The organism is Actibacterium naphthalenivorans (assembly GCF_014196965.1).
Taxonomy (GTDB): domain Bacteria; phylum Pseudomonadota; class Alphaproteobacteria; order Rhodobacterales; family Rhodobacteraceae; genus Actibacterium_A; species Actibacterium_A naphthalenivorans.
Genome location: NZ_JACIEQ010000012.1, coordinates 18,311 through 40,766 on the forward strand (window position 1 = coordinate 18,311; position 22,456 = coordinate 40,766).

Below are 22,456 nucleotides of genomic sequence, written 5' to 3' on the forward strand. Positions count from 1 at the left end.
CCGTGGACAGCGCGCGCCTGATCGTCTATCGCAGCGCGAAACGACCGGGGAATGTGCAATGAGCGATGGCAAGAACGGGCTGACCTACGCCGATGCGGGCGTGGATATCGATGCGGGCAACGCGCTGGTGGATCGGATCAAACCGGCGGCGAAACGCACGGCGCGCCCCGGTGTGATGGCCGGGCTGGGCGGGTTCGGCGCGCTGTTCGATCTGAAGGCGGCGGGATACACCGACCCGGTGCTGGTGGCCGCGACCGACGGGGTGGGCACCAAGCTGCGCATCGCCATCGACACGGGCGAAGTTGGCGGTGTCGGCATCGACCTTGTGGCGATGTGTGTCAACGATCTGGTGTGCCAGGGGGCCGAGCCGCTGTTCTTTCTGGATTATTTCGCCACTGGCAAGCTGAAGCTGGATGAGGCCGCGCAGGTGATCGAAGGCATCGCCGAGGGCTGCGCCCGGGCTGGCTGTGCCCTGATCGGCGGCGAAACGGCCGAGATGCCGGGCATGTATCACGATGGCGATTTCGATCTGGCGGGCTTTGCCGTGGGCGCGATGGAGCGGGGCGCCGATCTTCCGGCCGGTGTGGCGGCGGGCGATGTTCTGCTCGGGCTGGCGTCGGACGGGGTGCATTCCAACGGCTATTCGCTGGTGCGCAAGGTGGTCGAGATGGCCGGGCTGGGCTGGGACGCGGCGGCGCCGTTCGCCGACGGGCCGCTGGGCGCGGCGCTGCTGACGCCCACGCGGCTTTACGTGAAACCGGCGCTGGCGGCGGTGCGGGCAGGGGGCGTGCACGCGCTGGCCCATATCACCGGCGGCGGGCTGACGGAAAACCTGCCGCGTGTGCTGCCCGAGGATCTGGGCGCCGATATCGATCTGGGTGCCTGGCCGCTGCCGCCGGTGTTTCGCTGGCTGGCGGACACCGCCGGAATGGCCGAGGCGGAGCTTTTGAAAACCTTCAACGCCGGGCTGGGCATGGTGCTGGCGGTCGCGCCCGACCGGGCCGAAGATCTGGCGGCGCTGCTGCGGGACCAGGGCGAAACCGTCTTTGCCATCGGCACCGTCACCGAAGGCGCGGGCATCCGCTATGCCGGGACGCTTTTGTGACCAGACGCGTTGCTATTCTGATTTCCGGCGGCGGCTCGAACATGGTCGCGCTGGTGCAAAGCATGGTGGGCGATCACCCGGCCCGCGCGGTTCTGGTGCTGTCGAACAACCCGCAGGCCACCGGGCTGGCCAAGGCCGCGCAGATGGGCGTGCCCACCGCCGCCGTCGATCACCGGCCCTTCGGCAAGGATCGCGCGGCGTTCGAGGCGGAAGTGCAGGCAGAGCTTGAAAAGGCGCAGGCCGATATCCTGTGCCTTGCGGGATTCATGCGCATCCTGACGCCGGGGTTCATCGCGAAATGGGAGGGGCGGATCCTGAACATCCATCCGTCGCTGCTGCCCAAATACAAGGGCCTGCACACCCATGCCCGCGCGATCGAGGCCGGCGATGCCGAACATGGCTGCTCGGTGCATGAGGTGACGGCAGAGCTGGACGATGGCCCGATCCTCGGCCAGGCCCGCGTGCCGGTGCTGCCCGGCGATACGCCGGAAACGCTGGCCGCGCGGGTGTTGCCGATGGAGCATCAGCTCTACCCCGAAGTGCTGCGCCGTTTCGCGGTTGGAGACAGAAAACCCGTCTTGCTGCCCTGACCCTTTCCTTTCCCGCGCCGATTGCCTAAGACAGGTCGATGGGGTGGAGCGGTGCAAGACGCGAAACTACGAAAATAACACGGCCCTGAATGAGAACACTGACCAAGACCGACGAACTGGCCGCCTTCTGCGCAGAAGCGCGGAAGGGCGCCTATGTCACCGTCGACACCGAATTCCTGCGCGAGCGGACCTATTACGCCAAGCTCTGCCTTGTGCAGCTTGCCCTTCCGGGCGATGGCGAAGCCGTGCTGGTGGACCCGCTGTCCAACGGGCTGTCGCTAGAGCCGCTTTACGATCTCTACCGCGACACCAACGTGGTAAAGGTGTTCCACGCCGCGCGGCAGGATCTGGAGATCTTCTTCGTCGAGGGGCAGGTTTTCCCCGAGCCGCTGTTCGACACCCAGGTTGCCGCGATGGTCTGCGGCTTTGGCGAGCAGGTGGGCTACGAGACGCTGGTGCGCAAGATCGCCCGGGCGCCGCTTGACAAGACGTCGCGCTTTACCGACTGGTCGCGCCGGCCGCTGTCGGATGCGCAGAAAACCTATGCGCTGGCCGATGTCACCCATCTGCGGGTGATCTATGAATTCCTGGCGTCCGAGCTGGAAAAGAATGGTCGCAGCAAGTGGCTGGGCGAGGAACTTCGTGTTCTGACAGATCCCGAAACCTATATCGTACGCCCGTCGGAGGCCTGGAAGCGGGTCAAGACGCGCACCAATTCGGGCAAGTTCCTGGCCGTGGTGCGAGAGCTGGCGCGCTTCCGCGAAGGTTATGCCCAATCCCGCAACGTTCCGCGCAACCGCGTGTACAAGGATGACGCGCTGCTGGAGCTTGCCTCGACCAAGCCGCAGAGCATCGAGGATCTGTCGCGCTCGCGCCTGTTGCTGCGCGAGGCGCGCCGGGGCGAGATCGCCGAGGGCATCATCGCCGCGGTCAAGGCCGCGCAAGAGACGCCGCCCGAGGATTACCCGCAGCCCGACACCTCGAACGACAAGCTGCAGGTCAACCCTGCGCTGGCCGATCTGCTGCGGGTTCTGCTGAAGGCCAAGGCCGAAAACGCCGGTGTCGCGCAAAAGCTGATCGCCACCTCCGCCGATCTGGATCAGATCGCGGCGGGGCAGCGCGGGGTCATGGCGCTGAAGGGGTGGCGCGCCGAGGTGTTCGGCGATGACGCGCTGCGCCTGTGCAAGGGCGAACTGGCGCTGGTCGCGCGCGGCAGCAGCGTGGACGTGGTCGAGCTTTAGCGGCGGGCGCTTCGCGCGTTCTGCGCGGCGCGGACGGTGATGGTGCTCACGCCCTCTAGGCTCTGATCTGTCAGAAAACGGGCCGCGGAAATCTCACGCGAAGCGGGCGTGCCTGTGGCGGCTTGCGAAAGCGGGGGGCGGGCGCGCAGCTCCAGCAGCAACTCGCCGTTTTGCGGCAGGCCATTGTTTGGCGCCACCAGCGCCGCCTGCCAATAGCCCTGGGTCGGCGGAAGGCCCGTGGCATGGATGATCACCCCGCCGGGCGCCTTGTCGAGGCGCAGCGCGCTGATCTCGGCCACCAGCGGTCGCGGGTCCGTGGCGGGCGCGGGTTGGGCCGTGACATCGGCCGCCTGCTCCTGATTGCCGCCAGCCTCCTGGTTGCCGCCGAACCAGTTGAAGGGGTTGGCGCGCGAGTTGCCGATGGCCTCGCAGGCGCCAAGCATCAGGATGGCGGCCAGGGCGGGAAGAAGCGATGGTTTCATGACGGTCCTTTGCATAGCGCCTTTGGGTTAGCCGAAACCGGGCGCGTTGAAAAGCCGTCTCGAAGCGTGGTCTGGACCTTGGACGCGCAAGGGCTTAGGTCGGAAATGGCAAAAGCAGGGGGTGCCCATGGCCAGCGAAGCATTCGAAGACATCGTGGAGACGTTCGAGTTTCTGGACGACTGGGAAGACCGGTACCGCCATGTGATCGAGCTTGGCAAGGCGATGCCCGAACTGGAAGAGGCGTTCCGCGTGTCGGCGACCAAGGTGGAGGGCTGTGCCAGCCAGGTCTGGCTGCTGCCCGAGATCGAGGGCACGGGGCCCGGCGCCACCTTCCGCTTTCGCGGTGAAAGCGATGCGATGATCGTGCGCGGGCTGGTTGCCATCCTGCACGCGCTTTATTCGGGGCAGACGGTGGCCGATGTGCTGAAGACCGACGCCGCCGCCGAACTGGCCCGGCTGGGGCTGAACGATCATTTGTCGGCGCAACGCTCCAACGGGCTGCGCGCGATGGTCGAACGGATCCGGCTGCTGGCGGCAGAGGCGGCGGGCTGAGCGTGCCGTTTCACCGGGGCCTGTGACAAAGACCGTCAGCGCGGATGAGCGGCCTGCTGGCGGTAATGCCGCAGCACATAGAGCCGGATCGCCGAGGCAAGCCCCATCTCCATCCCGCGTTCCGCGTCGATTTCGGCCGCAAGCGCGTTGATCGGCATGGATTTTTCTTCGGCGATGTCGCGGAACGCCTGCCAGAACTCCTGTTCGAGCGACACGCTGGTGCGGTGCCCCCGAAGGGTGAGCGAGCGTTTGACAGGCCGCCCGCTCATTCCTCTTCGCCGTCGATCCTGTGCTGGTCGAGCATCCGGCGGGCGTGGTCCGACCGCGCGGCGTCCAGCACCTTCGCGGCCTTGCTGCGCCCGAATTTCACGGCGTTTTCATCGGCCTCCGCGCGTTTCCTGACGCGATCGCGCTGCTTGCGGGCGGCGCGGAGGTTGATGGGCGTCGTCATCAGCCTTTCGGGCCGATCATCTGTTCGGGCCGCACCACGCGGTCAAAGGTTTCCTCGTCCACAAAGCCGAGGGCGATCGCCTCCTGCTTCAGCGTGGTACCGTTCTTGTGCGCGGTCTTGGCGACCTTGGTGGCATTGTCATAGCCGATTTCGGGGGCCAGCGCCGTCACCAGCATCAGGCTTTCGCGCATCAGCTTTTCGATCCGCACCTCATCGGCCTTCAGCCCGACCACCAGATTGTCGGTGAAGGCCGCGGCGCTGTCGCCCAGAAGCTGCATGGATTGCAGCACGTTGTAGGCCATCATCGGCTTGTAGACGTTCAGCTCGAAATGGCCCTGGCTGCCGGCAAAGCCGACGGCGGCGTCATTGCCCATCACATGGGCGCAGACCTGGGTCAGCGCTTCGCACTGGGTCGGGTTCACCTTGCCCGGCATGATCGAGGAGCCGGGCTCGTTTTCCGGCAGGATCAGCTCGCCCAGCCCGCAGCGCGGGCCGGAGCCCAGCAGCCGGATGTCATTGGCGATCTTGAACAGCGATGCGGCCACGACCTTCAGCGCGCCCGAGATTTCCACCATCGCATCATGCGCGGCCAGCGCCTCGAACTTGTTGGGCGCGGTCACGAAGGGCAGGCCGGTGATTTCGGCCATGTTGGCGGCCACGGCCACGTCCCAGCCCTTGGCGGTGTTCAGTCCGGTGCCGACGGCGGTGCCGCCCTGGGCCAGTTCGTAGATATGCTCGAGCGCGGTTTTCACCCGCTTGATGCCCATGGCCACCTGATGGGTATAGCCGGAAAACTCCTGGCTCAGGGTCAGGGGGGTGGCGTCCTGCGTATGGGTGCGACCGATCTTGATGATGCCCTCGAACGCCTCGACCTTGGCCTGAAGTGCGCCATGCAGCTTTTCGAGCCCCGGCAGCAGCACATCGCGCGCCGTCATCGCGGTGGCGATGTGCATGGCGGTGGGGAAAGTGTCGTTCGACGACTGGCCCATGTTGCAGTGATCGTTCGGGTGCACCGGGTCTTTCGAGCCGATCACGCCGCCCAGAATCTCGATGGCGCGGTTGGCGATCACCTCGTTGGCGTTCATGTTCGACTGGGTGCCGGACCCGGTCTGCCACACGACCAGCGGGAAGTTGTCATCGAACTTGCCGGCCACCACTTCGGATGCCGCCTGAATGATCGCATCGGCCTTCGCCGCGTCCAGCTTGCCCGACGCCTTGTTGGCCTGCGCGCAGGCCTGTTTGATCACGCCAAGCGCGCGCACGATGGCCACGGGCTGCTTTTCCCAGCCGATCGGAAAGTTCATGATCGAGCGCTGCGTCTGCGCGCCCCAATACTTGTCGGCGGGAACTTCGAGCGGGCCGAAGCTGTCGGTTTCGGTGCGGGTCTGGGTCATGGATAGGCTCCTCCGGCATACGGTTGTATGCGGTTTACCGCCGGGGGGCGGGCATGACAATCTTCAGTTTCGGGGTTAGCGCTATTTGCGAAAACTGTCGAGGCTGACGACTTCGGCATCCTGCGGCGTGTCGTCTTCCTCGACCTCGTGCAGCTCGGGCAGATCCTCGTCCTCATCCTCGTCATCGCCGCTGTCCTGGGTTTCGAACCTCAGGCCGAATTCGACCGAAGGGTCCACGAAGGTGCGGATGGAATCGTAGGGAATGAAAAGCGGTTCCGGGCTGTCGCCGAAGTTGAGCGTGACCGAGAAGGCGTCTTCGCCCACCTCGAGATTGTCGAACCAATGCTGCATCACCACCGTCATCTCTTCGGGATAGCGATCATGCAGCCAGTCGGCGATCACGACCTCCGGATGGGTCGTGTCGAAGGTGATGAAGAAATGGTGCTGTCCTGGCAAGCCCCGTTCGGCGACGTCCGACAATACCTGCCGGATCAGGCCGCGCATGGCGCTGTGCATCAGATTTCCGTAGTCGATCCCGCGGGACATGTGGCCCTCTAACGCCTGAGTTGAACGTCAGCATAGGGGATTCGGGATTTTATAAAAGGGGAGGCGCGCCGGAATTTTTCCGCGCTCAGAAAACGGCGGAAACCACGGCCCCCAGCGCCGCCATCGCCCCCAGCACCGCCGGAAGCGGCCAGTGCCGCCACAACAGCATCACGGCCGCCAGCGCGGCGAGCCCCACCGCCAGCGGATCGAGCGTGGCCGGATCCGGTGCGATCAGCCGCAGCGGGCCGGATCGCCAGATCCCCACCTCGCCGAAGAACACATGGGCGGCGAACCAAAGCGACAGGTTCAGGATGACCCCGACAACCGCCGCCGTCACGCAGGCCAGCGCCGCCGAGAGGCGCGGCAGCCCGGCCAGCCGGTCGATATAGGGCGCGCCGGTGAAGATCCACAGGAAGCAGGGCGTGAAGGTGACCCAGAGCACCAGCGCCGCACCGGCGATGCCCATCGCCGCGCCGCCCGCCTTGAACGCGGCAAGATAGCCCACGAACTCGGTGACCAGGATCAGCGGCCCCGGCGTAGTCTCGGCCAGACCCAGCCCATCCATCATCTCGGGCGTGGTCAGCCAGCCGAATTCGCCCACCACGGCCTGGGTCATATAGGCCAGCACCGCATAGGCGCCGCCGAATGTGACCACGGCCAGTTTGGAAAAGAACATCGCGAGCTGCGCCAGAAGCCCCGGCCAGAACAGTTGCAGCGCGGCGACCGGCGCCAGCCACAGGCTGCCCCAGATGGCGATGGTGCGCAGTGTGCGGGGCCTGCCCTGAGGCGCGGCCCGTGCGGGCGCCGTTCCGTCGGCGGTGGCAAAACCGTAAAGCGCCGCCAGCGCGATGATCAGCGGAAAGGGCAGGCCAAGGGCGAAGATGCCCAGAAACGAAAGCCCTGCGATGGCCCACCGCGCCCGCCCGTGCAGCGCCCGTTTCGACACTTTCAGCAGCGCCTCGATGACGATGATCACCACGGTGGCCTTGACCCCCAGAAACAGCGCCTGCACCAGCGGCAGGTTGCCATAGGCGCCATAGGCCATCGCCAGCCCCAGCACCACGAAAGCGCCGGGCAGCACGAACAAAAGCCCCGCGATCAGCCCGCCGGGCGTGCCGCGCAGCCGCCAGCCCGCATAGGTGGCCAGCTGCATCGCCTCGGGCCCCGGCAGCAGCATGCAAAAGCTGAGCGCGCGCAGGAACCGCTCTTCGCTCAGCCAGCCATGCTCTTCGACCAGTTCCCGGTGCATCAGCGCGATCTGCGCCGCCGGCCCGCCGAAGGACAGCAGGCCGATGCGTCCGAAGACGCGGAGAAGGGCGGAAAAGGGGAGATAAGCGTCGGCCATGGTGATCAGGCAACAGCATTGGCCTGAAATTGCAACAGCGGCGCGACGGTTCGGGGAATTAAGTGCAGGCTTCTGTTGCCAGGTGCCTGCGAACCCCGCCTTACGCTGCTAGGCGCAAGGGCTTAGATTTCGATAGATCGAACTGCTTAAGCAGCCAGAGCCATCGGAGCTTTGTTGTCATTTGCAACTAGCTTTGTCGGACCGATAACGGTGGTTCCTCACCGAGCGAAAGCTAACCCCTTTAGACGTCCGTCGATCCTGTTTCGGCCCCATGATCCCCAAATGAGGGATGTTTGGTGGAGCCGCCGGGTACCGCCCCCGGGTCCGATCCGCTTATTACGGGCGCGTTTATCGCCATAGTTCCCGAAGGAACAACGCTAATCTAGGCGCGCGGCGGGGGCTGTGCAAGGGGGTGCCGTACTCAGAACGAGATTCCGAAGATCATCGGACCCAGCAGGGTGAAGATGGCAAAGGTCACCAGAATGCCGATGATATTCAGCGCGAATCCGGCCCGGACCATGTCGCCCATGCGCATCTCCTCATAGCCGAAAACGATGGCGTTTGGCGGTGTCGCGACCGGCATCATGAAGGCCATCGATGCCCCCAGCGCCACCGGAACGGTCAGCACCAGCGGGTTCAGCCCCATGCCCACCGCGATCGCGGCCAGCACCGGCAGGAAGGTCGCCGTCGAGGCCGTGTTCGATGTGATCTCGGTGAGGTAGACGATGGCCACCGTCACCGCCAGCACCAGCGCCGCCGTGCCGATCCGGAACCCGCCGACCGCCGCGCCGATCCATTCCGCCAGCCCGCTGCTGCCGAAGCCCCCGGCCAGCGCCAGTCCGCCGCCGAACAGGATCAGCACATCCCAGGGCAGCGCGCGGGTGGCCTGCCAATCCAGCGCGAAGCTGCCGCCTTGCGCGGACGGGATCGGAATGGCGAACAGCGCCAGCGCCGCCGTCAGCGCGACGATCGTGTCGTTCAGCGGCAGGCCCGTCGCCCCGGCCAACGGGGCGCGAAAGATCCACCCCAGCGCGGCGCAGGCAAAGACCACGCCGACCAGCCGCTCGCCCGCGTCCATGGGGCCAAGCGCGCGCAGCTCGCCCGCCACGATCGTGCCCGGGTTGCCGACAGCGATCCGGCCGGCCGGAAACAGGATCCGCGTCAGCAACAGCCACGCGGCGGGCAGCATCACCGCAACCACCGGCAGGCCAAGCTTCATCCAGTCCAGAAACGTGATCTCGATGCCATGGGCGCTGCGCAGGAAGCTGGCCAGAAGCGCATTGGGCGGCGTTCCGATCAACGTGCCGACCCCGCCGATAGAGGCGCTGTAGGCGATGCCCAGCATCAACGCCACGCCGAACCGGCGCACCGCGCCGGCGTCATCGGTATTGCGGCGCAGGAAGTCGATCACCGACAGGCCGACCGCATACATCATGATGGTTGCCGCCGTGTTCGAGATCCACATCGACAGAAAGCCGGTGGCGATCATGAAACCCAGCACGATCCGCGCGGGCGTGCCGCCGACCAGGGTGATGATCTTCAGCGCGATCCGCCGGTGCAGCCCCACCCGCTGCATCGCGGCGGCGATCAGAAAACCGCCCAGAAACAGAAAGATCAGCGGATCGGCATAGCTTGCGGCGGTGCTGTTCATGTCTGCGATGCCCAGAAGCGGCATCAGCACCAGCGGCAGCAGGGCGGTCGCCGCGATCGCGATGGCCTCGGTCAGCCACCAGATCACCATCCAGGCGGCCAGGGCGACCATGCGCCAAGCCTCTGGCGGCATCTCCGCCGGGGCGGGGCAGTACAGCAGTATCAGCGCCAGCGCCGGGCCGCCGACCAGCCCGATACGGCGCTTCAGGGGCAGGGCGCGCGGGGTGGGGCTGCCCGGCGGGATGGGACTGCGGCCGGGGTCTTCGTATGTTTCGGGCATTGCCACTCCTCGCGCGGAACATTTTGCCGCGCCCGCTTTCGGCGTTTGTGCCGGGGCCTGATCTCGACCGTACGCCCCGAGGCTAGAAAAGCCCCGCCGCGCCCACAAGCCGGAAATCCGCCGGGCCCGCCGGTTGCCCTTTCCATTTGTCGCAAGCCCGAATGTGTGACACTTTTTTGCCCGACACGAACGGGGCCGGGAGGCACGCCTTTCCCGTCGCAACGGCGAAGGCTTTGCGGGACGTCATCGAAAAGGAGGAGATAAATCATGTTCAGGGCACTGGTTGTCGAAAAGAACGATGAGGGCAAGACACATGCCGCCGTGCAGGAGCTGGACGAGGCGCGCCTGCCCGAAGGCGAGGTGACTGTCGCGGTCGAATATTCCACCGTGAACTACAAGGACGGGCTGTGCATCGGGCCGGGCGGCGGACTTGTGCGGAGCTATCCGCATGTGCCCGGCATCGATTTCGCCGGTACGGTCGCGGCGTCGGAGGATGCCCGCTATGCCCCCGGCGACAAGGTGGTCCTGACCGGCTGGCGCGTCGGAGAGGTGCATTGGGGCGGCTATGCCCAGAAGGCGCGGGTAAAGGCCGACTGGCTGGTGCCGCTGCCCGAGGGGCTGACCACCCGGCAGGCCATGGCCGTGGGCACCGCGGGCTTCACCGCGATGCTGGCGGTGATGGCGCTGGAGGATCACGGGATGAAACCGGGGGGCGGCCCGGTGCTGGTGACCGGCGCGGCCGGCGGTGTCGGCTCGGTGGCGACCGCCATTCTGGCGCATCTGGGTCATGAGGTCGCGGCGGTGACGGGCCGGCCCGAAACCGCGGAGTACCTGACGGCGCTGGGCGCCGCGCGGATCGTGCCGCGCGATGAGATCAACGAGACCGTCAAGCGCCCGCTGGAGGCCGAGACATGGGCCGGCTGCGTCGATGCCGTGGGCGGCGCGATGCTGGCCCGTGTGCTGGGGCAGATGAAATACGGCGCCTCGGTCGCGGCGGTGGGGCTTGCCGGGGGGGCCGGGCTTCCGGCCACGGTCATCCCGTTTCTGTTGCGCGGCGTGAACCTGCTGGGCATCGACAGCGTGATGCAGCCCTATGATAACCGCCTTCGGGCCTGGCGACGCGTCGCGGCCGACCTGCCGATGGACAAGCTGGAGGCGATGATCCGGCCCGCCACGCTGGCCGATCTGCCGGGGCTTGGCGCCGATATCCTGAAAGGGCACGTCAGGGGCCGCGTGGTGGTGGATGTGAACGCCTGACACGCGGTGCGAAAATTCTGTGGGGTGTCAGCGGTTTGCAGAGGGCTGTAAGCTCGTCTGCGCAAAACGCGTGACAGATTCGCGAGAGGGGGCAGAAGGTGCAGCTTGATATTGATTTCGTCCGGTCCAGCTTTCCGGCGTTCCGCGAACCCACGCTCGAGGGGCAGGCGTTTTTCGAAAACGCGGGCGGCTCCTACACCTGCGGGGCGGTGATCGACCGGCTGACCCGGTTCTATCACGCGCGCAAGGTGCAGCCCTACGGCCCCTATGACGCGTCCCGCCTGGGGGGCGAGGAGATGGACGAGGCGCGCACGCGCCTTGCCGCCCTTCTGGGGGTCGAGAGCGATGAGCTGAGCTTCGGCCCGTCGACCACGCAGAACACCTATGTTCTGGCGCAGGCCTTCCGCCGCTGGATGAAGCCGGGCGAAGAGATCATCGTGACCAACCAGGATCACGAGGCCAATTCCGGCCCGTGGCGCCGGCTGGTCGAAGATGGCATCCGGGTGCGCGAATGGCGCATGGACCCAGAGACCGGCCATCTGGATCTGGCCGATCTGGAAAACCTGCTGGATGAAAACGTGCGGCTTGTGTGCTTCCCCCATTGCTCCAACGTGGTGGGAGAGGTCAATGACGTCGCCGCCATCTGCGCCACCGCGCAGGCGGCGGGGGCGTTCACCTGCGTTGACGGGGTCAGCTATGCGCCGCATGGTCTTCCGAACGTGGGCGATCTGGGGGCCGATATCTATCTGTTCTCGGCCTACAAGACCTATGGGCCGCATCAGGGGCTGATGGTCGTCAACCGCGCGCTGGCCGAGCAACTGCCGAACCAGGGCCATTTCTTCAACGGCGGCACGCTTTACAAACGCTTCACACCGGCGGGGCCCGATCATGCGCAGGTGGCGGCCTGTGCCGGCATCGCGGATTACAACGATGCGCTTTATGATCATCACTTCGGCCACCATCCGGCGCCCACGGTGCGCACTCAGGCGGTGCATGATCTGATGCGGGGGCATGAAACCGCGCTTCTCAAGCCCTTGCTGGATTATCTCGGCGCGAAGAACGCGGTGCGCCTTCTGGGGCCCGGGCAGGCCGAGCGGCGCGCGCCCACCGTCGCGCTGTCGCTGCAGGAACCGGCGGGGCCGGTCGCCGCGCGTCTGGCGCAAAGCGGCATCATGGCGGGTGGCGGAGATTTCTACGCCGTGCGCGCGCTCGAGGCGCTGGGGGTGGACCCGAACCGGGGCGTGCTGCGGCTGAGCTTCGTTCACTACACCACCGCCGAAGAGGTCGACCGCCTGATCGCGGCGCTCGACCAGCATCTCTAGGCGGCCCGCGCCGGGAAACAGGGCCGATGACCGATGAACGCCCGATCCTTCTGTGGCTGCGCCGCGATCTGCGCCTGACCGACCATCCGGCGCTGGACGCGGCCTGCCGGACCGGGCGCCCGGTGATCCCGGTGTTCATTCATGATGAGGTGGTGGAGCGCCTCGGCGCGGCGCCGAAATGGCGCCTCGGGCTGGGGGTGGAGCGGTTCGCGCAGGCGCTGGCCGGGGCCGGATCGCGGCTGATCTGCCGCCGGGGCCCCGCGCTGGCCGTGCTGCGGGCGCTGGTGGCGGAAACCGGGGCCGGGGCGGTGTTCTGGTCGCGGCTCTACGACCCCGACAGCCGGGCGCGCGATACCGGCGTCAAGGCGGGGCTGCGCGCGGCGGGGCTGACGGCGCAGAGCTTTCCCGGCCATCTGCTGTTCGAGCCCTGGACGGTCGCGACCGGGGCAGGCGGGTTCTACAAGGTCTATTCCCCGTTCTGGCGCGCGGTAAAGCAGCGCGACCCGCCCGCGCCGTTGCCCGCGCCTGCGGCACTTGCCGGCCCGCATGTCTGGCCGCGAAGCGATGACCCGGCCGATTGGGGCATGGGTGCGGCGATGGGGCGTGGCGCGGCCATCGTCGCCCCGCATCTGGCGGTGGGAGAGGCCGCCGCCCGGGCGCGTTTGCATGATTTCCTGTCCGAAGGCATCGCTGGCTACGGCGAGGCGCGGGATTTCCCGGCGCGGGCGGCCACCTCGCGCTTGTCGGAAAACCTGAGCTGCGGCGAGATCAGCCCGGGCACGGTCTGGCGCGCGGCCCGGCACGCGTTCGATGCGGGGGCGGCCGGGGCCGAGACCTTCCTGAAACAGCTGATCTGGCGCGAATTCGCCTGGCACCTGCTGTATCACACGCCCCATATGGCGACCCGCAACTGGCGCGCCGGCTGGGACGGATTCCCCTGGTCGCAAGAGGACGGCCGGCCCGAGGTCATCGCCTGGAAGCAGGGGCGCACCGGGGTGGCCTTTGTCGATGCGGCGATGCGGCAGATGTATGTGACCGGCACCATGCACAACCGCGCGCGGATGATCGCGGCCTCTTACCTGACCAAACATCTTCTGACCGACTGGCGCGTCGGGCAGGCCTGGTTCGAGCAATGCCTCGTCGATTGGGACCCGGCCGCAAATGCGATGGGCTGGCAATGGGTGGCCGGGTCCGGCCCCGATGCCGCGCCCTATTTCCGCATCTTCAACCCCGACACGCAACTGCGAAAGTTCGACCCCGACGGCACCTATGCCGACACCTGGCTGGCCGAGGGGCGGCGCACGCCGCATCCCTCCGCGCTCCGCTATTTCGACGCGGTGCCGCGGCGCTGGGCCCTGTCGCCGCATGACATCTACCCGGCGCCGGTAGTCGGGCTGGCCGAGGGCCGCGCCCGCGCCCTTGCCGCCCTTGCGAACCGGGGCGGCTGACGCGCCGCCGCAACGGGGCGTGAAAATCTCGCGCGCCCCTTGCGCAAACCGTGCCGCGCGCGGAAACTGGCAGCGATGCAGGAAAGATAAGAGGCCACCCGCACGATGCCCACCGCCGCCCGCCTTGTCGCCGCGTTATGCTTTGCCGCCATCGCCTTTCTGGCCTCTGACAGTTACAAGCCCTTGCTGCCCACCGGCACCAACACCCGCATGTTCAGCGAGTTGAACGCGCTGCTGGGCGCCGTGATCGGATGGCGGGTGATGGGGCGGCTCGTGGGCGACGGGTACCAGCCGGCGATGGCGTCGGGCCTGCGGACGGCGCTGACGCTGATGTTCTACACGCTGCTGGTTCATTCAGTTTACCAGATGCTGAAACGCTCCACCAGGATGGTTTATGACGGGGTGATGGATGCGATCGTCTCTGCCTTCGATCTTGCTGTCAAATATGGCACGCTGATGGTCACATCGCCGCAGGTCATGGCAATTTTGTTGATCGGCGGCGTTCTGGCCGGCTTGCTGGCCGAATGGGTTTCAAGGCGCTGGAGCTGAGAATTGGCCGATCTGTTCTTCTATGGCACCCTGTGCCATCCCGCCTTGCTTGACTGCGTGCTCGGCCCCGAACGGGGCGGGGTGACGGGTGAACCGGCGCATCTGACCGGGTACGCGGTGCGGCGCGTCGCGGGGCAGGACTATCCGACGATCACGGCGCAGCAAGGCGCACGCGCCGCCGGGGTGCTGGCGCGCGGGCTGACGGCGGCGGCGCTGGCGCGGCTCGATTTCTACGAAGGCGGCCACGGCTATTCCCTGCGCCCGGCCACGGTGGAAACGGCGGAAGGGCCGCGCCCCGCGCAGGTCTATTTTCCCGATCATGTGCAAACGCCCGACGGGGACTGGCGGCTGTCTGACTGGGTCGCGGATCAGGGCGCGGTGACGCTGCTGGCCGCGCAAGAGGTTATGATGGCCTTCGGGCAGCGGCCCGCGGCCGAGGTTGCGCGCCGCTTTCCGCAGATCCGCGCCAGGGCCGCCTCGCGCCTGCGCGCGGCCACGCCCGGGCCCACCGCGCTACGCCACCGGGCGCGGGACGGCGATGTGACGATCCGTGAGACGCGCCAGCCCTATGCGCATTATTTCGCGGTCGAAGAGTTCGACCTGACCCATCGCCGCTTTGACGGCACGATCAGCGCGGAACTCTCCCGCGCCGCCTTCATCGCGCCCGACGCGGCCACGGTGCTGCCCTATGATCCGGGGCGCGACCGGGTGCTGCTGATCGAACAGTTCCGCGTCGGCCCGATGGCACGGGGCGATCGCCAGCCCTGGCTGCTCGAGGCGATCGCCGGCCGGGTGGACGCGGGCGAGACACCCGAGCAGACCGTGCGCCGCGAAGCGCAAGAGGAAGCCGGGCTGGACATCGGCGCGCTGCACCGGGTGCATGGCTATTACCCGTCGCCCGGTTCGGTCAGCGAATATCTCTATTCCTTCGTCGGGCTGGCAGATCTGCCCGACAGCGCCGCCGGGCTGGGCGGTGTGCCGGGCGAGGGAGAGGACATCCGCGCCCATGTCATCGGCTATGAGCGGCTGATGGCGCTGCTGGACGCGGGCGAGCTGGACAACGCGCCGCTGCTGCTTTCGGCCTTCTGGCTGGCACGCAACCGTGATCGTCTCCGCGCCGAAGCTTGAGTTCCCGCGGTGCGGGCGATACTCAGGAAGCAACCTGGCACAAGGGGAGAGGACCATGCGCAAAGATCTGGCAGAGCTTATCGGCAACACGCCCCTTGTCCGGCTGCGGGGCCCCAGCGCGGCAACGGGCTGTGACATCCTGGGCAAGGCGGAGTTCATGAACCCCGGCCAGTCGGTCAAGGACCGCGCCGCGCTCTACATCATCCGCGACGCGGTGGCGCGCGGGCTGTTGCGCCCCGGCGGCACGATCGTCGAGGGCACGGCGGGCAATACCGGTATCGGGCTGGCGCTGGTCGGGGCCTCGATGGGGTTCCGCACCGTCATCGTGATCCCCGAGACGCAGAGCCAGGAAAAGAAGGACATGATCCGCCTGGCCGGTGCCGAACTGGTTCAGGTGCCTGCGAAACCCTATAAGGATCCGAACAATTACGTCCGGTATTCCGGACGTTTGGCGGAAAGACTTGCACAATCCGAACCAAACGGCGCGATCTGGGCCAATCAGTTCGACAACATCGCCAACCGGCAGGCCCATGTCGAAACCACCGGGCCCGAGATCTGGGAACAGACCGGCGGCAAGGTCGACGGGTTCATCTGCGCGGTCGGCTCGGGCGGCACGCTGGCCGGCGTGGCCATGGCGCTTCAGCCCAAGGGGGTAAAGATCGGCCTGGCCGATCCCGAGGGCGCCGCGCTGCACAGCTATTACACGACAGGAGAGATGAAGGCCGAGGGAAGCTCGATCACCGAAGGGATCGGGCAGGGCCGCATCACCGCCAATCTGGAGGGCTTCAGCCCCGACATGTCTTATCGGATTCCTGATTCCGAGGCGCTGCCGGTGGTGTTCGATCTGCTGGCCGACGAAGGGCTGTGCCTTGGCGGCTCCACCGGCATCAACGTGGCCGGGGCGATGCGCATGGCGCGCGACATGGGGCCGGGCCATACGATCGTGACGGTGCTGTGCGACTATGGCACGCGCTATCAGTCCAAGCTGTTCAACCCCGCCTTCCTGAAGGAAAAGGGGCTGCCCGTTCCTGCCTGGCTGGACGCCGCACCGCGCCCCTTGCCCGAGGTGTATGAACCGTGATTGTCATGCTGCGCCTTCTGGCGCTGGTGATCTTTGCCCTTGCCGGGCCGGTGCCGCAGGTCTTGGCGCAGGGCGGGGCCGTCGCCGACATCTCGCAGGGAACCGCCCCCGACTACGCCACATGGGAGGCGACGGCGCGGCGCGCCGAGGATGCGATCGAGGCCGGGCGTGCGTCGAACGTGGCGCTGGAGCAGCTGCGCGAGGAACTGGCCACATGGCGCAGCACCTTCCTGAGCGCCCAGTCGACCAACCAGACCCGTATCCAGACCCTGCGCGAGCAGATCGCCGCGCTTGGGCCGGCGCCCACCGATGGCGCGGTCGAAGCCCCCGAGATCGCCGAGCGGCGGGCGGCGCTGGACGCCCAGCTTGCCCGGCTTCAGGCGCCGGTGCTGAGCGCCGAGGAGGCCTATCGCCGCGCCGATGGCCTGATCCGGGAAATTGACACGATCATCCGCGAAAGGCAGGCGGACGAACTGCTTCGTCTGGGGCCGTCGCCGCTGAACCCGGCGAACTGGCGCGCTGGGCTGTCGGCGGTGACGGGCACGCTGCGGATTGTCACCAAGGAAACGACGCGCGCGCTCGACAGCCCGATCCTGCGCACCGAACTGCGCAACGGCCTGCCGGCGATCATCCTGTATCTGGCAGCGGCGCTGCTGTTGCTGCTGCGTGGGCGGCGCTGGATGGAAGCGGCGACGATGCGCCTGTCGCAGAGCAAATCGCACCGCGCCCGCAGCGTGTGGGCCTCGCTGATTTCGCTGGGCCAGATCCTCCTGCCTTTCATCGGGCTTCTGGCGCTGATCAAGGCGTTTTCGGTGGCCGGGGTTCTGGGCCTGCGCGGCGGCCAGATCGCCAATCTGATCCCGCCGGCGGTGATGATCTTCTTTTTCGGGCGCTGGCTGGGCGGGCGGATCTTTCCCAAGGTCAGCCTGCGGGCACCATTGTTCAACCTGTCGCCCGAGCGCACGGCCGAGGGGCGCTGGCTTGCCTCCGGGCTGGGCCTTGTGCTGGCGCTGGGCGGCCTGCTGCGGCAGGTGGCGGATTTCGGGAACTTCCCGATAGAGGCGGAGGTGACGCTCGGCTTCCCGCTGCTTGTTCTGGCGGGCATCCTGATGTTCCGGCTGGGCCAGTTGCTGCTGGCCCATGTGCGGGCCGACGCGGCCGAAAGCGAAGACCGCGTGTACCGCAACCGGCTGGCGCAGCTGGCCGGGCGGGGGATGATGGCGGTGGCGGTGGCCGGGCCCGCGCTGGCGGCCGTCGGCTATGCCGAGGCGGCGACCTTTTTCACCTATCCCGCGATCGGCTCGCTCGGGCTTGTGGGGATGCTGGCGGTTCTGCAGCGCTTTGTCGTCGACGTCTACGCCTTGCTGGCGGGCGATGAAGAGGGCGCCGAGAACGCGCTCGCGCCCGTGCTGATCATTCTGTTCCTGTCGGTTCTGGCGCTGCCGCTTCTGGCGCTGATCTGGGGCGCGCGCGTGGCCGATCTGACAGAGCTTTGGGCCCGGTTCGCCGAAGGCTTCGTGGTCGGCGATACCCGGATCTCCCCCAGCGATTTCGTGACCTTCCTGGTGGTTTTCGCCATCGGCTACACGGTCACCCGCCTGGTACAGGGGGGGCTGCGCTCTACCGTGCTGCCGAAAACGAAGATCGATGCAGGCGGGCAGAATGCCATCGTTTCGGGGCTTGGCTATGTCGGGATCTTCATCGCGGGGATACTGGCCATTACCGCCGCCGGGATCGACCTCAGCTCGCTCGCCATCGTCGCCGGTGCGCTGTCGGTCGGGATCGGCTTTGGCCTTCAGAACATCGTGTCGAACTTCGTGTCCGGCATCATCCTGCTGATCGAGCGCCCGGTTTCCGAGGGCGACTGGATCGAGGTCGGCGGGGTGATGGGCACGGTGCGTGACATTTCCGTCCGCTCGACCACGATCGAGACATTCGACCGCCGGGACGTGATCATCCCCAATGCCGATCTGGTGTCGGGTGCCGTGACCAACTGGACCAAGCACAACCTGACCGGCCGGCTGATCCTGCCCGTCGGGGTGGCTTATGGTTCGGACACGCGGAAGGTGGAACAGATCCTGAAGGAAGTGGCGGAATCGCACCCGATCGTCATCGTCAACCCGCCGCCGCAGGTGTTGTTCATGGGGTTCGGCGCGAGTTCACTGGATTTCGAGATCCGCGTGATCCTGCGCGACGTCGGCTTCAGCCTGAGCGCGCGCTCGGAGATGAACCACGAGATCAACCGCCGTTTCGCTGAAGAGGGCATCGAGATTCCGTTTGCGCAGCATGACATCTGGCTGCGCAATCCCGAAACGCTTGCGGGCCGCGCGGCCACGCCAGAGACGGAGACGCCGCAACTCAGCGGGCCACGACCCCCGTCCGCAGCGGATGTGGCACTGCGCGAGCCGGTGCAGGACAGCGGCGCCGACGGTGATGGCGACCGGTAGAGGGGCAGGGGGAAGCCACGCTTCCGGCCGATCAGAAAAACAGATCAGAACAGCGCTTGCATGCCCTGCGCGACTTTTGTAGGAGCAGGGGAACGGAGAGGTGGCCGAGTGGTCGAAGGCGCACGCCTGGAAAGTGTGTAGGCGGGAGACCGTCTCCAGGGTTCGAATCCCTGTCTCTCCGCCACTTGCCCTCGCGAAAGCGTTCTCTCGATCCGGCTGCGGCCGGATTTTTCCGTTGTTTTCGAGGGTTATGCGGGAAGGGCTAAGAACTGGCCCCGGCGCCAGACGGGCCGGAAGCGGTCTCTCCGGGCCGATATTCTCTGGACCTGATGACTGCGCCGATTTGGTGAAGTCTTGACAAGCCACTGAAATTGCGAGGGTTAATCCCCTGCCTGCTGAACACTTCGATTTCAGGGTCAAGCTTCGAAAAGGAACCGAAATCGAACAATACCAAAGGTGGCGAAGCAGCTGGGTGACGGTTTAGCCGCTGCGCTCGCTACCGGTAGCAACATTGCCGTTTTGCAGCAAGCGCTTAGACCGATCCAAACGCTGACGGGCCCCCACGACCAGCCTGGCCGGAAGACTACCGTCGTGCCACTTACCTGTGCAGGCTTCTGGAAAGGCGCAGTCCAACTTCGCAACCTCAGCTGGCCGTCGCGCGGGCGTGCATGTGAGAGTGGCCTTGCGTGTCGGCGGGAGCCTATGCCTAGGACTTTGTCGCCGCTTCCATTGCGGGTGCGGTTGACAGCTTTTCGACTTGGAACGAGCGAGACAAACTACTATGGACGGGGGATGCCAAGATGATAAGGTACAAGATGTATTCGGGCGATCAAGAAATGCCGGGGCGAGCCGATCTTCCTACGCAAGCGAGACGTGCTGCCGGAGTTCGGACCAGCACGTGGACGCTTCAGGAGGGACTAGTGAGATGGCGGATCGCATAAACGGGACAAAAGAGCCCGGCGGGACACTGGCGCAGCTACGTGAATTTGCGCAGAGCCGTGACGCAGTACGTGAAGCAGGTGTTGAGCTTGCGCTGTCGTTAGACGAACAGTGGTCGGCCGCCCGGGTTGCGAAAACTGGTCCCGTGGACGTGGTCGACATGTTCGCGGGATGTGGAGGCATGTCTGCGGGCTTTTTGGCGGCGAACGCGCTTTTGCCAGCGTATCGTCTTGCGACGGCCATCGATATCGATGACGTCGCGATGAAAACTTACGAAGCGAACTTGGGTCTCAAGCCCTTGAAGCTTGACTTGCATGCATATTCCGAGAGCCAAGAAGGCTTAGTCCAGTTGGTGAATGAGGCGCGAAGAGCGCCCGATGCTCCGCTTGTGCTAATCGGCTGTGCGCCTTGCCAAGGCTTCTCCTCACATAGGAATTCCGCAGGGGAAGCAGATCTTCGCAACACGCTGTTTGTTACGTTCGCAAGGGCAGCGATCGCAATTCTTCCGGATGTAGTCATTGTCGAAAATGTTCCGGAGGTAGCGACAGACCGCTATTGGCCCGTTGTCGCTGAAGCGCGACGTGTTCTCGAGAGCGCTGGCTACGAAGTCGTATTGACCGCTCACGATATGGCAGATTTCGGCGTCCCTCAGCACCGATATCGCGCCGTAATGGTTGGCATGCGGAGACCATTCAAAATGCCAAGGGGATTCTTGACGGGAGAGGGACGTCGCACAGTTCGGCAAGCAATTGAGTTTCTACCGAGCATTACTCCAGGAGAAGTTTGCGCTTCGGATCGGATGCATTATACGGCGGGACACAAGTCGTCGACAGTGGAGACGATCAAAGCTGTTCCTTTGGACGGCGGGCGGCGTCCATTTGACGTCGGCCCGGAGAGCCTACGTCGCTACGCAGAACGCACGGGCGAGTTGGCTTTCAAGGATGTCTACAGCAGGCTTTGGTGGGACCGCCCGGCGATCACCATAACAGGTCATGCAAGAAATCCGGCGAGCGGTAGGTATGTACATCCTGAGCAACACCGTGGTCTATCTGTACGAGAGGCTGCCCTACTCCAGGGCTTTCCGCGATCATGGACGTTCGCAGGGGGCCTGAGCTCAGCTTTCCTGCAGGTTGGCAATGCGGTGCCACCGCCGTTCGCCGCCTTCCTTGCTGTTCACATTCTCGGGGAAATGTTCGGCGAGCCTGCTGAAGTAACAGATCGTGAGATGGACATCTCGGGCTCCCTAGGTTCCACTTTCTCTCGCAGAATTCCTGCTCTGAAAGCTGGTCGGCAGGCCGCTCATGAACCAATGGCCGCACGATGAAACCTACCGCCATTGATTTGTTTTGCGGAGCTGGAGGGCTGTCGCTCGGTTTGCAATCTGCCGGATTCAACGTTGTCGGTGCCTTTGATGCATGGGAGCCGGCCGTAAGAAGCTATCGTCAGAATTTTCGCCATCACCCGTGTTTTAAGGAAGATGTGGCTGCGCTTACCTCTGAACGCCTCGGTCGGCTTGGGCTGCCCAAGGAAGTCGATTTAGTTGCTGGTGGACCTCCCTGTCAGGGGTTTTCCATTCAACGAATTGGTGCTGACGAAGATGTCAGAAATGATTTGGTTTTGGAGTTCGTCCGCTTAGCGGCAGCTATGCGCGCAAAGGTTTTCCTTATGGAGAATGTTACCGGCCTTCTCGGAGCGCGTGGACGAGTTGTACTAAATCGTTTTGAGGAACTCGCGCAAACATTGGGATACGAGGTCAGGACGAAGGTTCTCAATGCGGCTGATTTTGGCCTGCCGCAGTTGAGGAAGCGTGTGTTCGTCGTTGGTATAAGACATGATGTTTCAGGAGATTTTGTATTTCCCGAGCCATGCGTTTTGCGGCATCAAACTGTCGCTGAGGCTTTGGCAGGACTACCGCCTCCCGCTAAAGAGCGTTGTACCATGCCAGCTGATCCCCTGCACATCGTGACACCTTTATCGCCTCTTAACAGGCTGAGAATCGAAGCTGTGCCACCAGGTGGCGGCTTCGAAGACCTGCCGCTAGAACTACGGTCGAACTGCCACAAGGCGGGCGCTGAACGTATCGGACATCGTGCGGTGTATGGACGACTGCATCCCGACAAGCCCGCTGGAACCATCACCGCGATGTTCGATAGTTTCACGCGTGGTAGATTTGGGCATCCATTCGAGCACAGGAACCTGACCCTACGTGAAGGAGCACGTCTTCAGGGGTTTCCTGACGATTACGCTTTTGTTGGTTCGAAACGTGAAATGACAAAGCAAATCGGAAATGCCATTCCTCCCCCATTGGCCAAGGCGGTCGGGACTTCACTGCGACAAACTCTGCTAGAGGATGCGTCGCTTTTCGATGAAGATACCGCTCTACCCTTACTGCGAGAAGCCTGAACGATGCCGCTACTGACCACTTGGGCTGGCGGAATGACCGGGAATTTCCCAGACCTCTTGCGGGCGCTAACTCATGGTCCTGACCGTACTATCACTGAAGGGGGATTTCGAGTTCTTTTGTCGAGTGATGGAGCGACGGACAGCGACGTGTGAGAACGGCGGTGCAAAAGTCGGCCACGGTAGCGGCGGGATGAGCCTGCTGCGGGCGGCGTAAAAGTCGTCCACCTTTACCCTTTCTGGCGACA

20 protein-coding genes, 1 tRNA gene and 1 other RNA gene are annotated in these 22,456 nt (G+C 65.3%); 14 read left to right on the forward strand and 8 right to left on the reverse strand.

Features of this window, described 5'->3' with window-relative positions:
* The first annotated feature begins 58 nt into the window (after window positions 1–58).
* The 3 genes from purM (at window position 59) to rnd (ending at window position 2,936) form a co-directional block, all read left to right on the forward strand.
* Window positions 59–1,105: a phosphoribosylformylglycinamidine cyclo-ligase gene (purM, locus tag GGR17_RS18325; RefSeq protein WP_054539409.1), complete on the forward strand. Its 1,047-nt coding sequence runs from the start codon at window positions 59–61 to the stop codon at window positions 1,103–1,105.
* Window positions 1,102–1,695, forward strand: a complete 594-nt coding sequence (purN, locus tag GGR17_RS18330) for a phosphoribosylglycinamide formyltransferase (protein WP_054539408.1) — start codon at window positions 1,102–1,104, stop codon at window positions 1,693–1,695. The genes purM and purN overlap by 4 nt, the downstream gene beginning before the upstream one ends.
* An 89-nt stretch (window positions 1,696–1,784) precedes the next feature.
* On the forward strand, window positions 1,785–2,936 hold the full coding sequence (rnd, locus tag GGR17_RS18335) for a ribonuclease D (RefSeq protein ID WP_054539407.1): 1,152 nt from the start codon (window positions 1,785–1,787) through the stop codon (window positions 2,934–2,936).
* Here rnd and GGR17_RS18340 read toward each other — a convergent pair.
* Window positions 2,933–3,418, reverse strand: a complete 486-nt coding sequence (locus GGR17_RS18340; protein ID WP_054539406.1) for a hypothetical protein — start codon at window positions 3,416–3,418, stop codon at window positions 2,933–2,935. The two genes, rnd and GGR17_RS18340, sit on opposite strands and share 4 nt — an antisense overlap.
* A 127-nt stretch (window positions 3,419–3,545) precedes the next feature.
* On the opposite strand from GGR17_RS18340, the gene GGR17_RS18345 reads away from it, so the two are divergent.
* Window positions 3,546–3,971 (forward strand): SufE family protein, encoded by a 426-nt coding sequence (locus GGR17_RS18345; RefSeq protein WP_054539405.1) that lies wholly within the window; start codon window positions 3,546–3,548, stop codon window positions 3,969–3,971.
* Between the two features lie 35 nt (window positions 3,972–4,006).
* Here the strand turns inward: GGR17_RS18345 and GGR17_RS18350 are convergent, their stop codons facing one another.
* From GGR17_RS18350 to GGR17_RS18380, 7 genes are all read right to left on the reverse strand, one after another.
* Window positions 4,007–4,240: a ribbon-helix-helix domain-containing protein gene (locus GGR17_RS18350; RefSeq protein WP_054539404.1), complete on the reverse strand. Its 234-nt coding sequence runs from the start codon at window positions 4,238–4,240 to the stop codon at window positions 4,007–4,009.
* Window positions 4,237–4,422: a DUF4169 family protein gene (locus tag GGR17_RS18355; protein ID WP_054539403.1), complete on the reverse strand. Its 186-nt coding sequence runs from the start codon at window positions 4,420–4,422 to the stop codon at window positions 4,237–4,239. Before GGR17_RS18355 ends, GGR17_RS18350 begins: the two co-directional genes overlap by 4 nt.
* Window positions 4,422–5,816, reverse strand: coding sequence for a class II fumarate hydratase (gene fumC / locus GGR17_RS18360; protein WP_054539402.1), 1,395 nt, complete (start codon window positions 5,814–5,816; stop codon window positions 4,422–4,424). Before fumC ends, GGR17_RS18355 begins: the two co-directional genes overlap by 1 nt.
* Before the next feature lie 81 nt (window positions 5,817–5,897).
* Window positions 5,898–6,362, reverse strand: a complete 465-nt coding sequence (locus tag GGR17_RS18365; RefSeq protein WP_037208113.1) for an SspB family protein — start codon at window positions 6,360–6,362, stop codon at window positions 5,898–5,900.
* Between the two features lie 85 nt (window positions 6,363–6,447).
* The gene (chrA, locus tag GGR17_RS18370) at window positions 6,448–7,707 is read right to left on the reverse strand and encodes a chromate efflux transporter (protein ID WP_054539401.1); all 1,260 of its coding nucleotides are present in this window, start codon (window positions 7,705–7,707) and stop codon (window positions 6,448–6,450) included.
* A 61-nt stretch (window positions 7,708–7,768) separates the two neighbouring features.
* Window positions 7,769–8,119: a transfer-messenger RNA gene (gene ssrA, locus GGR17_RS18375) on the reverse strand.
* Between the two features lie 9 nt (window positions 8,120–8,128).
* A complete protein-coding gene (locus tag GGR17_RS18380; RefSeq protein WP_082386620.1) occupies window positions 8,129–9,637 on the reverse strand; it encodes an SLC13 family permease in 1,509 nt (502 codons plus the stop codon).
* Window positions 9,638–9,904: 267 nt separating this feature from the next.
* Here GGR17_RS18380 and acuI point away from each other — a divergent pair, with 267 nt between their 5' ends.
* From acuI to GGR17_RS18430, 10 genes are all read left to right on the forward strand, one after another.
* The gene (acuI, locus tag GGR17_RS18385) at window positions 9,905–10,894 is read left to right on the forward strand and encodes an acryloyl-CoA reductase (RefSeq protein ID WP_054539400.1); all 990 of its coding nucleotides are present in this window, start codon (window positions 9,905–9,907) and stop codon (window positions 10,892–10,894) included.
* A 98-nt stretch (window positions 10,895–10,992) separates the two neighbouring features.
* Window positions 10,993–12,216: an aminotransferase class V-fold PLP-dependent enzyme gene (locus GGR17_RS18390; protein ID WP_054539399.1), complete on the forward strand. Its 1,224-nt coding sequence runs from the start codon at window positions 10,993–10,995 to the stop codon at window positions 12,214–12,216.
* A gap of 26 nt (window positions 12,217–12,242) precedes the next feature.
* Entirely contained in the window at window positions 12,243–13,664 is a 1,422-nt protein-coding gene (locus GGR17_RS18395; RefSeq protein WP_054539398.1) for a cryptochrome/photolyase family protein, read from the forward strand.
* 105 nt (window positions 13,665–13,769) lie between these two features.
* On the forward strand, window positions 13,770–14,213 hold the full coding sequence (locus GGR17_RS18400; RefSeq protein WP_054539397.1) for a TrgA family protein: 444 nt from the start codon (window positions 13,770–13,772) through the stop codon (window positions 14,211–14,213).
* Window positions 14,214–14,216: 3 nt separating this feature from the next.
* A complete protein-coding gene (locus GGR17_RS18405) occupies window positions 14,217–15,341 on the forward strand; it encodes an NUDIX domain-containing protein (RefSeq protein WP_054539396.1) in 1,125 nt (374 codons plus the stop codon).
* A 55-nt stretch (window positions 15,342–15,396) separates the two neighbouring features.
* Window positions 15,397–16,422, forward strand: coding sequence for a cysteine synthase A (locus GGR17_RS18410; protein WP_054539395.1), 1,026 nt, complete (start codon window positions 15,397–15,399; stop codon window positions 16,420–16,422).
* Window positions 16,423–16,427: 5 nt separating this feature from the next.
* The gene (locus GGR17_RS18415; RefSeq protein WP_054539394.1) at window positions 16,428–18,869 is read left to right on the forward strand and encodes a DUF3772 domain-containing protein; all 2,442 of its coding nucleotides are present in this window, start codon (window positions 16,428–16,430) and stop codon (window positions 18,867–18,869) included.
* Window positions 18,870–18,963: 94 nt separating this feature from the next.
* A tRNA-Ser gene (locus GGR17_RS18420) sits at window positions 18,964–19,053 on the forward strand.
* Window positions 19,054–19,794: 741 nt separating this feature from the next.
* Entirely contained in the window at window positions 19,795–21,132 is a 1,338-nt protein-coding gene (locus tag GGR17_RS18425) for a DNA cytosine methyltransferase (RefSeq protein WP_162231824.1), read from the forward strand.
* On the forward strand, window positions 21,129–22,211 hold the full coding sequence (locus GGR17_RS18430) for a DNA cytosine methyltransferase (protein WP_082386618.1): 1,083 nt from the start codon (window positions 21,129–21,131) through the stop codon (window positions 22,209–22,211). Before GGR17_RS18425 ends, GGR17_RS18430 begins: the two co-directional genes overlap by 4 nt.
* The last annotated feature ends 245 nt before the right edge of the window (window positions 22,212–22,456 follow it).